At 64.7% G+C, this 15,010-nt stretch carries 3 protein-coding genes; all 3 read right to left on the reverse strand.

Features of this window, described 5'->3' with window-relative positions:
- Positions 1-27: 27 nt before the first annotated feature.
- Positions 28-12,723, reverse strand: a complete 12,696-nt coding sequence (locus BH93_RS21965) for a non-ribosomal peptide synthetase (protein WP_037173264.1) — start codon at positions 12,721-12,723, stop codon at positions 28-30.
- Positions 12,720-14,270, reverse strand: coding sequence for a (2,3-dihydroxybenzoyl)adenylate synthase (locus BH93_RS21970; RefSeq protein WP_242459251.1), 1,551 nt, complete (start codon positions 14,268-14,270; stop codon positions 12,720-12,722). The genes BH93_RS21965 and BH93_RS21970 overlap by 4 nt, the downstream gene beginning before the upstream one ends.
- 65 nt (positions 14,271-14,335) lie before the next feature.
- Positions 14,336-14,998: an isochorismatase family protein gene (locus tag BH93_RS21975; protein WP_037173267.1), complete on the reverse strand. Its 663-nt coding sequence runs from the start codon at positions 14,996-14,998 to the stop codon at positions 14,336-14,338.
- Positions 14,999-15,010 lie beyond the last annotated feature (12 nt).

The raw sequence follows: 15,010 nt of genomic DNA on the forward strand, positions 1-15,010 counted from the left end.
GTTGCGAGAAGAACACCCTGGGCGATACTAAACTAAGCCTCTCCTACCTTCCACCGCCTCGGCAAGTTGCGCGACGGTTTGCAACGCGATCAGTTCTCCCACCTCGACACGCACTCCCGTCTCTCGTTCGAGCTGCGACACCACCTGCATGGCCGCCAGGGAGTCGCCGCCGCTGTCGGCGAATCCGTCGTCCGCGCCGACGTCGATTCCCAGAATCGAACGAAAGACTGCCGCCACCGTCCGCTGCGTGTCACCGCGCAATGTCTCGCCTGCGTTCCGACTGGGCGGCTCGGGCAACGCAGCGCGGTCGAGCTTGCCGTTCACTGACAGTGGAATCCGATCCACCACCACGATCTGAGCCGGAACCAGTTGCGCTGGAACACTGTTGCGCAACCTGGACCTCACCTCGGCCTCATCGATCCGAACACGATCGCTCGATTCGGTGCACACGACGTAGCCCACCAACACTGTCCTGCCGCCATCGGTCCGAACGGTCGCGGCGGCGCGTTCGATCCCTTCCAGAGACTCGAGGGCCGACTCGACTTCACCGAGTTCGATCCGAATTCCACGCACCTTGACCTGACGGTCCGCGCGCCCCAGGTATTCGAGGCGGGCACCGGGCAGGTATCGAACCAGATCTCCGGTGCGGTACATCCGTCGACCGCGGCCGAAAGGATCAGCGACGAACGCGGTACTGCTCTGTCCCGCCCGACCCGTATATCCATGGGCCGTCCCGTCTCCGGACAAATAGAGCTCGCCGACTGCGCCGGTTGCCACCGGTCGCAGACCCGAATCGAGAATGCGCGCCTGCGCATTACGCACCGGACGGCCGAGACACGGGGTGTCACTGGCGTGGACCGCCGACCCCATGGCATTGATCGTGAATTCGGTAGGGCCGTACAGGTCGTATCCGTCGACTCCCTGCTGCTCCCGCAATCGGGTCCACAGTTCCTGAGGCACCGCTTCACCACCGAGCATCACCAGCGCCGGACCATGGCCTTCGGCGAGCACACCAGCCGAGATGAGTTCCTTTGCATACGAGGGCGTTACGTTCACCACGTCGATTCCCACGCGGTGGTAGTGCTGGACCAGGGCAACCGGATCGGCCCGCAGTTCCTCGTCGATGACATGGACATGATGCCCGGCCAGCATCCAGAACAGCTCTTCCCAGGACATGTCGAACGAGAAGGAGACCGTGTGGGCGATACGAAGCTGCCTACCCCCCACCGAATTCACCGTGGGCGTGAAAATTTCGTCCCGGTGATTGTGGAACATCGCTGTCAGCCCTCGATGACCGACCTGCACTCCCTTCGGCTTTCCCGTCGACCCCGATGTGTAGATGATGTAAGCGGGTTGATCAGCGTGCCGCGGGCCACTCACAGCGCGGAGAGGAGTGACGGGAGCGGGGACTACGCCGTCGAGCACGGCACGTATTTCCGGGGCCGTCAGATCGATCAGCCGAGGTCCCTGTGCACCGAAGGTGACACCGCCGGTGCACATCACAGTACGAGCGCCACTGTCGACCAGAATCTCCTCGATTCGCGACATCGGATTCTGCAGATCCAGTGGCACATATGCTGCCCCGGCACGCATGACGGCAAAGATGGCAACCACGTGATCGATCGACCGAGGGAGCAACAGTGCAACCACGTCACCTGCAGATACTCCCGATGCCACCAGAATCCGCGCCAACGCTCCGACGCGATCGTCGAATCGGCGGGCGGTCAGTGTGTCCGGTCCGTACGTGATTGCCGGCGCATCGGGAGTCGCCGCGGCTCGCTCGGACAACAACGTGTCGATGCTGCCCTCCGGATCCCCTGGCAGCGGAACTCGGACACGCTCGGGAGTCAGCGCAGTCGACTCCGAGTTCTCGATCGAGCAACCGGTGTCCGCGACGGTCCCGATGCCCACCGTGCGTCCACTCACCGCGCCGAGCATCTCGATCATGTTGTCCAACAGCAGCTCTGCTGTCTCGGAGTCGACCAGGTCCGGGCGGTTCTCGACCGTCACCTCCATGGCTCCACTGCGACCCCGAGGATCGACGTCGACAGTGACCGCGTAATGGGTGGCATCGGTGGCGTCGGCCGACACGACACCGGCACGCTCGAAGACCTCGAACCTCTCGGCGTCGCCGCCGAGATTACGAAACACCAGCAGCGTGTCGAACAACGTCGCGAACCCAGCTACGCGCCCGATCTCGCCGAGCCCCAGATGTTGATGTGAGACGAGAGCTGCTCGGTCGCCGAACATCTCGCGAAGCAGTTCGGGCATCGATGCCCCCGGCCGCAATCGGCACCGGATCGGCACCGTGTTCAAGGTGAGGCCGACCATTCGGTCGGCGCCGGCAACCATCGGATCGCGTCCGGACACCGTGGATCCGAACACGACATCGTCTCGTCCGGTCGTGCGGCGCAACGTCAGTGCCCACGCCAACGCGACCACCGTCGATTCCGTCACTCCCGATTCACGCGCCGTCGCGGTAACGGACTCGCGCAGGGCGGCATCGACCTGACGCGTGCGGCGATCAGGCAACGAGATCGAGCTCGCGGTCGTGTTGTTGTTCTTCGACGGTGCCACCGATGTCGGCTGGTCGAGATCGGCCAGATGGTCCTTCCATGCGTCGGCGGCCGCTGCGTTGTCACGAGTGTTCAAGTGCCGCAGATGTTCCGTGAAATCGGCTGCCGGCTCCAGGACTCGCTGCAGCGAACCTGCCAGCGAGTCCTGCGACCGATACAGACCCGATGTCATGCGCGCGACTCCGTAGAGCACGAACAGTTCGGTGAACATCACCGATTGAGACCAGGCATCACTGAGCAGATGATGCTGTGTCACCACCAGGTACGAGTTACCTCCCGGCGTCGTGGCAACCACGGCACGGATCAGGGGCGCACGCTCGAGGTCGAACGGAGTGGCGAACTCCTCGGCCGCAAGAACATCGATAGTGCGTGCGTTGTGCAGTTGCTTCTCCTGCAACTCGATCGACGCAGGTGAGACCACTGCGACCGGTTCGGCCATCATTCTGTGGGTGAACGCTGCCCCCAGAGTGGGGTACCGACTCAGCACAGCCGTCAGAGCCGCCGCCAGTGCCGGCCGGTCGATGGTTTCGCCGAACTCGAACCGATGCTGGACGTGATAGCTGTCGGCACGGCCCGCAGTCCCGGCGGCGCTGATCGACTCGAAGTACATGCCCCGCTGCAACGGTGTCAGCGGAAGCACCGACTGCCACCCCGGGAACGATCGGTCCAGCGATCGGCGTGCTTGCGGGCCCACCGTGACGAGCTCGACTCTCTTCTCGGTCACGGCCGAGGAAGGTGCGGACGAGGTAGCACGAGCAGCGAGTTCGGATAGGGTGCCTGCGCCGAAGACGTCGGCGACCTCGAATCGGACACCCATTCGCTCCGCTGCCGCTACGAATCGAACCGCGGCGATACTGTCGCCGCCGAGCTCGAAGAAGCTCGCGTCGGGGCCGTCGGTCTCGACCGACACGCCCAGCACTTCGGCCGCCGCGTCGAGGATCGCCGCCATCGGCGTTACCTCGACCGTGGCCACCGTCGCCGCGTCACCGCCCGGCTTCGAAGACGGCACCGGCATCGGCAGCGCACCTCGATCGAGTTTGCCGTTGAGCGTACGCGGCAGTCCGCCGAGCACCGTAATCGACTGCGGCACGAAGTGATCCGGAACCAACGCAGCGAGCTCGCGCCGAATCCGTATTTCCGTCGACGTGTTTCCGCCGATGGAAGCTTGCTCCGCCGCAGGCGTATCCGGGTTCAGAACAACGTAGCCGAACAGGCGAGAAGTACCGTCGCCGATCTCCCCGACCCTCACGGCGGCGTCCCGCACGCCGTCCACGGTTCGCAGAGCCGACTCGACTTCTCCGAGCTCGACCCGGAAGCCGCGCACCTTGACCTGATCGTCGGTGCGTCTCGAGTACTCGATACCGTACGGCCGCTTCCGGACGAGATCACCTGTGCGGTAGAGCCTTTGCCCAATATGTTCCGGATCGGGCACGAACCTCGTTGCCGTCAGATCCGGACGGCCGAGATATCCCGCCGCAACCTGTGCGCCCCCGAGATACAGCTCGCCGCGTCCCCCGTCGGGCACCGGGCGCAGAAGCCCGTCCAGGATCCTTGCGTGTACCCCGTTCCACGGTGCCCCGATGCTCACCGGCGATCCCACGTCGAGTCGGGCTGCGGTCGCCCACACGGTGACCTCGGTGGGACCGTACACGTTCCACACCTCGGTGGTGCTCTCGATCAGCTGCTCGGCCAGTTCCGACGACAGGGCTTCACCGCCCACCAAGGCGCGCAACCCACCGAATTCCGCGGCGCGAGAGGATCCCAGCAGGAGACGCCACAGCGACGGAGTTGCCTGCACGACGGTGGCACCACTGCTCACGACGACGGTGCCGAGTTGCTCCGGATCGACAACCACCTGACGCGGTACCACCACGACCGCTGCTCCGACAGTCAAGGGACACAGCAGTTCCAGCACGGCGATATCGAACGACACGGTCGTCACCGCCACCAGACGGTCGCCGGGTCGTACCCATTGCTGTTCGGTCACCGCCTCTGCGAACGTCGCGAGATTTGCCGTCGTCACCACGACGCCCTTGGGCTTCCCCGTGGTTCCGGACGTGTGAATGATGTAGGCCGGTGCCGGTCCAGGATCCGCCGGGACAGGTAACGCAACCGTCTCGTCGTCCGGCGCCCCGAGGTGCTCGACCGACACCGACGGAACCCGTATCCAGTCGAGGGACGCCGAATTCGACGCGACGATGCACACCGGCCGTGCGTCGTCGATCATGTACTGCAACCGCTCTCGTGGATAGTCCACGTCCAGCGGAAGATACGCTGCCCCGCATCGCATCACGGCCAGCAGAGCTATGGGAAGTGTGACATCCCGCGTCAGGGCAACGCCCACAACGCCGCCCGGGCCCACGCCCGCCGCAAGAAGTGCTCGCGCCAAGGCTTCGACACGGCAGCCGGTCTCGCTGTAATCGAGCTCCGTGTCGCCGGCCACGATGGCAATCGAGTTCGGGGCGACCTGCACCTGATGCAGAAATCGCTCGAGCACAGACTTCGGAGTGGTCGAGACCGTTTCGGACGCACACTGCGTCGGTCGGGCACCGATCCGGTCGATCCGCGCGTCCGGGAACCGGATGATGTGATCGAGTACACGAACGATCTCGTCGAGAACGGAATCGGCAGTGGCCGAGTCGAACAGGTCCGCCGCGGCCCCGATTCGCACTTCCTGCCCTGTCGGCAATTCTCGTAACCACACCACAGTGTCCATCCGAGCGGGCGGGTCCAGCGGTTCCATCGGTGTCGCGACAACCTCACCGAATTCGATCGGTGCTCCGCCGAATTCGTGACCCACGAGAGTCTGGAACAGCGGATGGCGCCCCACAGCACGCGGCGGAGAGAGAGCGCCGACCACTCGATCGAACGGGACCTGTTGATGGGCCAGTGCATCGAGTCCGATGCTCCGAACTCGCCCGAGAACCTCACCGGTCGTGGGGTTTCCGCTCAGATCCACGCGATGCACAGTCGTGTTGACCAGATATCCGACGGTAGTGCGGAACCTACCGTCCTGCAGCATCTCTCGATCCGACACGGTTGTTCCGAGCAGAATGTCGTCTCCGGCACCGTACCGCTGCCAGGTCAGTGCGACGGCGGCTTCGACGAGCATGAGCGGACTCACTCCGTGCCGAACTGCGGCAGCGCGAAGTCCACTCGACATCCCGTTCGACAGCGGACGGACGGCACTCACCGATCTCGACGAGGTACGTCGGGGCCGCGATCGGTCCGTCGGCAGGTCCAGTTCCACCGGCGCATCGGCCAGCCTCTCCTGCCAATACTGGAGCGCATCCTCGGCCTCTGCCGATCCGCTGCGGGCGCGGTCGGCAATCGCGAACTCGCCGAACGTCGGTGCATCGTGATGTAGCCGGGGCGGATGACCGACCGTTCGGGCCCGATAGGCCTCGATCAAGGCGTCGAGGACGATGGGTACCGACGCGCCGTCGATTGCTATGTGATGGAAGACCAGTGCCAGCGCGACACCGTCGACGGCGCGGATCAGGACTGCCCGCGCCGGTGCGGACGACTCGATGTCGACGGCACGGTCCGGATCGCTCAGCTCGACTTGTACCGCGTCGACGATGCCCGCGTTGCTCTCTCGAACGATCAGGTCCGGCAAGTCGGAGTCCGAGACGACGCGCACGGTGGGATCACCGGAAATTGCTGCCGGGTAGCAGGTTCGCAACACAGCGAAGTGATCGAGCACATCTCCCCACGCAGCGCGCAGCGCCACGATGTCGATCTCCCCGGTCAGGCGCAGAGCGACCGGCACGTCATGGGTGCGGGATTGCCCTTCCATGCGCTGCAGGATCCACAACCGCTCCTGCGCGGAGGACATGACGGGTTCACCAGCCACCGAGCCGACCGGGGCAGCCACGTCGACAGTGTGTGCGTGCGATGCCCGCGCCGCCAGGGCCTTCGGCGTCCGTGCCGCGAAAATGTCCGCGACCGTCACGACGACTCCGACGCGGCGCAGTGCACTCACTGCGCGCATGGCGGCCAATGAGTGGCCACCCTGCTCGAAGAAGTCGTCCTCGATATCCAGTGGCATGTCCAGAATTGCGGCGAGCTGCGCAGTGACGGTGTCGACCACGTCGGCCGAGGCCTCGCCCGATACCGGTTCGAGAATTCGGCTCGGCACCCGGGGTGGCAGCACCGGCACCGATGTGGGAACGTACTCCGTTGCTGGACGGTCGATTCCATCGATCATGTCGTTCAGCACCGACGCCAGGGCTCTCGCGACTGCATCGGCGGTCGCTGATTCCACGGCCGAGGAATCGTGGTCGACGACGAGCCGTAGGCGATCACCGGGCGGAGCGAGGAGCGAGAGCGGGTAGTGCGTGGACCCCACGTTGCCGACGGAAAGAACGCGGGTGTGGCCCGCTGCCGCGGACCCGACGAGCTCTGGGTAGTTCTCGAAGACGACGAGCGTGTCGAACAGAGCATCTGCTCCGCGCGCATCGCTGCACGCCTCGATTTCCGATAGCGACAGATGCCCCGCAGCTTCGAGGGCGTACTGCTCGTTCTGGCTGCGCCGCAATATTTCTCGGAGTGGTTCCTCCGTCCAATGCATCCGTACCGGCACGGTGTTGCTGAACAGGCCGACCATGTCCTCCACACCGGCCAGCTCGGCCGGGCGTCCCGAGACAGTGGTACCGAACACCACATCGGTTCGCCCGAGAAGTGCGCACAGCACCGCGCTCCAGGCGGCCTGTACGACAGTGTTGACGGTCAGACCGTTCTCTCGCGCGAGCGCAGGGACTCGATCTGCGACCGCAGGCGACAACTGCACCTCGGCAGAGAGCACACCGAGTCCGGTACCGTCGCCGCGCGCCACGATGGTGGGCTCGCTGAAACCGGCCAGCCTGGACCGCCAGGCACCCTGCATCTCGGTCCGATCCAGGTTGGCCAGCCATCGCAGGTAGTCGGCGTAGTCCGGTGCCGGCGGCAACGGGTGAGGAAAACCGTTGTAGAGCTGTACCAACTCGCGCAGGACAATCGGCGTCGACCATCCGTCGGTCACGAGGTGATGCGCGTTGAGAATCAACCGAGTGCGGCAATGGGGAAGCAGAATTACGTGCCCCGCCATCAGCGGCCCGAACCGTACGTCGAAGGTGCGGGCCGCGGCCGTGTGTTGCGCCTGCTGCGCCGCAGCGGCAGCTGTCTCGTCCGGCAGGAACCTCAGGTCCGTGGTTCGCCAGGCGATGTCGAATTCTCTTGTGATCGCCTGTACCGGAACATCGAACCCCTCGAAGTGGAAGCCCGCCGCGAGGTTGGAGTGCCGACGCACTACTGCACCGAATGCGGATCGCAGTCGTTCGGCGTCGAGATCGCCGTCGAGATCCACCACTGCGGTCAGCGTGTAGACGGAGTCGTCGGTGAATCTCGCCGCATGGGCCAACAGGCCTTCCTGCAACGGTGACAGCGGAAGGAGGCGATCGACCGATCCGACAAGGCCTTCGAGATTGTCGATCTGCTGCTGGGTGACGCCCACGGCGTCGGCGTCGACCGAGCTGAGTCCACCGGCGAAGAGCGCCGCGTGGGCAGCCAGGCCCGACAGGGCGGCACCGAAGTGTCGCTGCAGCCTCAGCACATTCGACGAGTCGAACAGGAGTCCGGCTGCCGTCCATTCGAAGGACAGCTCGGCACCGTCTGCGGTGTCGTGGACGAATGCATTGACGGCCAGAACTTCCGAGAGCATCCGGTTCGGTGGTTCCACCACCCCGAACGCATCACCGGCTACGCTCCGCCAGCCGGGCCCGGACGTCACTGCAGGCTTGCCCAGATAGTTGAGCAGCAACTGTGGTCCACTCACTGCCCCGAGCCCCGTCCCTGCGTCGTCGAGGTAGCGCAGAACGCCGTAGCCGAGGCCGTCGTCTCGCCCGACCCGGCGGCTTTCCTTGACACCGTGCAGCAGTTTCGCCACGACCTCACCACCGGCCAGCGCCTCTATGACCGAACTTTCATCGTGGAGGATCGAAACAGGCACTGACACAGGGTATTCGGTGGTGAACCAACCGACCGTTGTACCCAGATCGATGTCACCGTCCTCGTCGCGGCCGTGTCCCTCCATCATCACCGGAAAATTCTCCAGTGCGGATCCGCGACAGGCCCGTACGGCGACGGTCAGTGCCACGAGCAGTACTTCGTCCGGACGCATTCGGTATGCGGCACAGAGGTCGTCGAGAACGGCGGACGTGATCGACGGGACGGCGGTGGTTCGGGTGATCGAGGCAGTCGAGTGGGTGTCGACGCCCTCGCGAAGAGTGCCGTCGACGAGAGGCAGAGACACGGGGTTCGCCACTGTGATCCACACGTCGAGTTCGTCGAGATATCGGTGGGCAGCGCCGCGAGCGGCAAGATCGAGTGCGCGGTGACGCCATGACGTGCCCTGCACTACGTAGTTGCCGTCCTCGTCACCGAACGATGCGAGCAAATCTCTCAACAGCGTGGGCCAGGACACCGCGTCGACCGCGATGTGGTGCACCATCACCAACAATCGATCGTCACCGGTGGACATGCGAACGACGGCAAGCCGCAACAGCTTCCCGGCCCGTGGGTCCAGCTCTCGCGACAGCGAGCGTGCCCAGGTGCCGATGTTCTGTGCGTATTGCTCGGCATCGACGGGACCGAACTCGGCACCGCAGCTGTCGTCGTCGCCCGGAATTTCCGGGACGTACACGGACTCGGAGCTCTCCACGACCATCCCGAGCGCGGGGTGTCGCCGACGCAAGCGCGACGCCGCTTGGACGAGCAGCGCCTGATCCGGAACCTCGGCCACCTCTACCACCGCCCACTGCGCATACGACGCGATCGACTCGACGTCGTTGGTGCGCAACACCGAACGCATGATGGGTGTGGTCGGCGTGGAACCGTGCGGGGCGTCCACGACCGCGGAATTCGGGACGCCGTCGAGAACGCGGGCGGCCGCACCGAGCGTCACCAGATCGCGCCCGGTCAGTAGTTCCTTGGGCGTCAACACCACCCCGTGAGCACGTAATCGGCTGCTGATGCTGATGGCCGCGATGCTGTCTCCGCCCAGTGAGAACAGATCCGATTCCAGCGGGACGTCCTCGTGGTCCAGAACGTCCGCCAATACCGACTGGAGCGCGAACTCGGCCGGAGTGCGGGCAGTTCGCGTACTCGATGTCGACGGGGAGCCCGATCGAGGCGCAGGTAGTTTCGCGTGATCGACCTTGCCGTTCACCGTCGTCGGGAATCGGTCGAGCACCATCACGATCGACGGAATCATGTGATCGGGCACGCGCGAGGCCATGTCACGACGAATACTGTCGCTGTCGATCACCGCGCCTGTCGTCGGCCTGTCCCCGGACTCCACTGCTACGGTCTCGCCGACGACGTAGGCCAACAACCTGGCCGTCGTGCCGCTACCGGACACCACCGCGACGGCACCGGCCACGCCCTCGGTTCGCGACAGCGCGAACTCGACCTCCCCCAGTTCGACGCGGTGGCCGCGGATCTTGACCTGGTCGTCTGCGCGACCGCGGTATTCGTAGCCGGAGTCGTTGTGCCACCGCGCGAGATCGCCGGTGCGATACATCCGGTCACCGGCAGAACCGAACGGATCGGCGACGAACCTGTCCGCGGTGGCGTCGGGTCGATCGAGGTAGCCCTGGGCGAGCTGCGGGCCGGCCAGGTACAGCTCCCCGGTCTCACCGTCGATCACCGGTTGCAGAGCCGAATCGAGGAGGTACGCCGACGTGCCGTCGAGGGGTCGCCCGATCCGAACGTGTCCGCCGGTGACCTCGGCCGAGAGCGCGTCGACGGTGGCTTCGGTCGGTCCGTACATGTTGTACACGCGAGCAGAACTCGACGCCAGCCGTTCCGCGAGCGCACTCGGAAGCGCCTCACCACCGATCAGAACAGTGCCGACACTGCGCACTCGGTCGAGCCCGGCGTCCACCAGGAACGACATCATGGACGGAGTAGTGTCGATCACGTCGATGCGGTCGGCCGCAAACGACGCCAGCTGCAATTCGGCATCACGCTGTACATCGCTGTCGTACAGTCTGATTCGATGACCATCGAGGATCCACAACAGCGGGTCGAGGGAGGCGTCGAACGAGAACGAGGTGGTGTGCGCGACGCGGAGGCGTCGCGCATCGTCGCCCGTTCGCCCGACTGCGTCCGCATAGACGGTGTTGCGATGCCGATGCACGAGGTGCGAGAGTCCACCGGACCGGACGACGACGCCCTTGGGTTGCCCTGTCGAACCGGAAGTGAACAGTACGTACGCCGGATCCTCCCGGTGCCTGGGTGCGGACAGTTCCGAGGGTTGCAGTCGGGCTGCCCGATAGCGTGCAAGTTCTGCCGCGGTCGCGCTCTCACGAAAATCGATGGTGTCGCAGTCGATATCGCCGAAAGTCGCGCCACCCTGACTCACGATCAGGGCAGGACGAGCTCGTCGAGCGATATCTCGGGAGCGCTCGACCGGGTATGCCGGGTCGAGAGCGACGTAGCCCGCACCCGCCTCCCACACCGCAAAGATGCACGCGACCAGGTCGAGTGATCGCGGTAGCGCCAGGGCCACAAGGTCGCCCGAACCGACTCCCCGATCCCGCATCAGTCGCGCTATCCGGTACGCGCGATCGGCCAGTTCTGCTGCTGTCCAGTTCGTTTCACCGTCGTCGAGCACAACGTCCGAGACCCGATCGCGCACCATATCGGCAAAGACATCCGCAACAGGTTGTGGCACAGCACTACCCGCGAGCGCAGCCGGCTGCCACTGCGGATCGAGACCCGCGGGTCTGAGCCCGACGTGTCCCAGAGCGGGGAGGGCCTGCGAGCACATCGACTCGATGAGAGTGACGAGCCCCTCCATTCGCGCAGACACGGTCGCCTGCGAGTGCTGGCGCGCATCGACTTCGAATCCGAGCATCATCGCGCCGCCGGCGATCGGCGTGGCGGTCAGACCGAGTTCCTCCGGCGGTCCACCGGCAACGTTGCGGAGGGTGCCCACGGCGCCGCCGAAGTTCAACCCCACATCGAATGCCTTGAGGTTGATTCCGACTCCGTGCAGCACAGCACCGGCACCGGGTGCAGCGAGATCGCGGACGATGTCCTCGCCGCGGTAACGCTGATGCGCGCGCAACTCCGTCAGGGCCGTCGCAGCAGACATCGCGAGATCGACGATCGTATCTTCGAGCGAGACCGAGATGCGCAGCGGAAGAACGTTCACCGCCATCGCAGGCGTCGTCAACGCCGTCCTGGTTGTGCGTACCATCACCGGCAGTGCGATGACCACGTCCGAAGTCCCGTGCAGTCGCGAGACGAAACCCGCATAGCTACCGATGAGAACGTCCGCCCACGTGCAGCCGCAGCGGTCGGCTATACCCGCGAGTCGCTCCATGGCGACTCGATCGACGGTCGCCCTCGCCGAATGCGTGTCCTCGGCCGGACCGTCGTCGGTACCTGCTCGGCTCGGTCGCTCCGGCAGCGGATCCAGTGTCTTCGACCAGTACTCCCGATCGGCGGCGGCGTCGGATGATTCCCGGTACCGCACATCTTCGTCGATCAATTCCGCGACTGAGCCGAACGGATTGGGACGCAGCGCCTTTCCCGTTGTCGCCGATGTGTATCGGGCGGCCACCCGACGCGAAATCATGGCCGCTGAATAGCCGTCGACGATCAGGTGATGATACAGCTGTACACACCAGATTTCGTTGGGCGAGAGCACCAACAGGGTGTACGCGAAGAGCTCCCGATCCACCATGTCGCGGCAGAATTCGGCAGCCTCCGTCCGGCAGCGCACAACGTGCTCTTCGGCGCTGCGTCGCGGGTCCGCCTCGGTCGAGAGATCGATCACCGTCACTGCCTGGGCCGCGTCAGTACGTGACGGGGGATCCGAAATCCACTGTCGTGGTCCACCTTCGGTGTCGACGAATCGCAGCCGCATCGTCTCTGCCTCGGCGATCGTGTCGACGACGGCATCGACGAGTATGTCGAGATTCAGCCCGACATCATCGGCCGAACCGTCGATCTCCACGACCTCGCCGACGAGGTAGTACGGCGACTCCGGCTCCAACCGCTGCGCATTCCAGATTCCTGCTTGCGCACCGGTCAGCGGAAGCAGCGGGACCGTGGCGCTCGCAGCCGGGTAGGAGTGAAGGTGTTCCGTGAGGGTCATTGCTTCTGGCTCTTCTTGTCGACTTTGCCCACCGAGGTGGTCGGGAATTCGGTGACGAACTCGAATCGGTCGGGAATGGTGTACGCGGCCACTTTCCGTTCCGTTCGCAGGAATGCGCGCAGCTGGGCAGCGGTGGGGGATTCGGACCGTGCATCACGCCTGACGACATAGGCGCAGATCTTCTCCCCCAGAGCATCATCGGGGACACCGACCACGGACACGTCGTGGATTTCGTCGTGCGCCAGCAGATGATTCTCCACCATCGCCGGGGCCACCTTCTCGCCCCCGCGATTTATCTGGTCTTTCGTCCGACCGACAACCTGGAGGTAACCCCGATGGTCTCGAACGACGATATCGCCGGTCCGATAGAAGCCGTCAGCAGTGAACGCAATGCGATCGGCCTCCGGAGCTCGGTAATATCCGCGAATCGTGTACGGCCCACGCGTCTGCAAATTCCCCGGCTCACCGTCTGCAACCGGGACTCCGGAATCGTCCACGACGCGAACCTCGTCGTCGGGTGAAATCGGCCTGCCTTGGGTGGTGCAGACGGTGTCGAGATCGTCGTCCGGTCGGGTGTAATTCACCAATCCTTCGGCCATCCCGAATACCTGAGTGAGCTCGCAACCGAATTCCGGGGTGACCCGTCGAGCGACTTCGGCAGGCAACTTCGCGCCGCCCACCCACAACGCCCGAAGCGAGGAGATGTCCCACACCGAGCGAGCCGAGGAGTTCAACCAGGCCACCAGCAGCGGTGGTACCAGCGCAGCGTGAGTCACCGAATGTTGCTGCACCAGAGGCAGACAAGTATCCGGACTCGGGTCTGGGGCCATGACCACGGAACCGCCCACAGCGACGATGCCGAGGAGCCCGGGCGAACTCATCGTGAAATTGTGCGAGATCGGCAGGACGGCCAGCATCACCGAGGACGAGTCGATTCCGCAGATCCGAGCGCTTTCGCGCACCGAGTAGAGGTAGTCGTCGTGTGTCCGCGGAATGAGCTTCGGGGTTCCGGTCGTCCCGCCCGACAGTTGGAGGAAGGCAATATCCGAGGGCAGCGAACGGTTTCGACGCGGGAGTGGTGCGGCGGTGGTCCAATTCTCGTCGCCGCGCGCAACGATCACCGTCGACACGTCCGGGCACTCGCCCGCGATGTCGGTGGCGATGTTCGCGAAGTCGGTCGCTCCGAACCGGTCGACGGTGATGTACGCCCGAGCCGTGGTGGCAGAACAGAATTGAACGATATCGCCGGCTCGATGTGCGGCAAGCGCGAAGACCGGGAGGGCACCGATCTCGAACAGGGCGAACACCACTTCGACGTACTCGGCAGTGTTGGGCAGATGCACCACGACTCGATCTCCGCGGCCGATTCCTCTGCTGCTGAGTTCACCGGCGACGATCTGCACCCGCTCGGCCAACCGGGAATAGGTGAGTGTCCGGTGGTCGTCGACCACAGCCGTCCGATCGGGGTACTCACTCGCGGCGGCGTCCAGCAGGTCCGAGTGCGTTCGGCCCGTCCAGTAACCCTTCTCGCGATAGCGCCGGACCATCTCCTCCGGGTACGGGACTACCCCCGGTAGCTCGAGCGGTACAACGGATTCGGCTGTCGAAGTATTCAACTGCTCACTCCGACAGCTGCACTCGATCTCCGTAGCGACGATGCCACCTCGTCGGTGGTGACGACCGTGCCGCATCGCTTGGCGGCGTACGTAGCTGCCATCAGGTGTTCGTCGCGGGAGAAGTCCGCGGTGGCGTCGAGGACGAAGAACGGTGACACATCGGACATGAAGGCCTCGGCTGCACTGAGAAGGCAGCCCATGTGGGCGTACACGCCGGTGACGATCAGCTGATCTCGACCGTGATGTGCCAACAATTCGCGCAGATCGGTGCGCTGGAACGCCGAGTATCGCCATTTCGTGACCTCGATGTCACCGACGTTCGGCCGAAGCCGTTCGATCACCTCGGTGTCGCGCCCCGTACCGAGCCCGGGTCCCCAGAAGTCCGCGAGAATGCCTCTACGGGAGGGATGTTGATCCCCCGGCTGCATCGTGAACACCACAGGAATACCGAGTTCGTCGGCCCGGGACCGGATCGCGGCGATGTTGTCGATGACGGGGGTGATCAATTCGGGGGCGTCGACGTAGGCGTCGATGAAGTACTTCTGCATGTCGTGCACCAGCAGCGCCGCGCGGTTCGGATCCAATGTCCAGTCCACGACGTTGTGCGGAATTTCGCTACGGTTGGGCAACTCGTAGCTCGCAATCTTGGGTATTGCCATGATCGTCCCTCT

The organism is Rhodococcoides fascians A25f, from assembly GCF_000760935.2.
Taxonomy (GTDB): Bacteria; Actinomycetota; Actinomycetes; order Mycobacteriales; family Mycobacteriaceae; genus Rhodococcoides.

Excerpts from the sequence above, each read along its gene's own strand:
- BH93_RS21965 (WP_037173264.1), bottom strand. The coding sequence starts at position 12,723 with ATGACCCTCACGGAACACCTTCACTCCTACCCGGCTGCGAGCGCCACG.
- BH93_RS21970 (WP_242459251.1), bottom strand. The coding sequence starts at position 14,270 with ATGGTCCGGCGCTATCGCGAGAAGGGTTACTGGACGGGCCGAACGCAC.
- BH93_RS21975 (WP_037173267.1), bottom strand. The coding sequence starts at position 14,998 with ATGGCAATACCCAAGATTGCGAGCTACGAGTTGCCCAACCGTAGCGAA.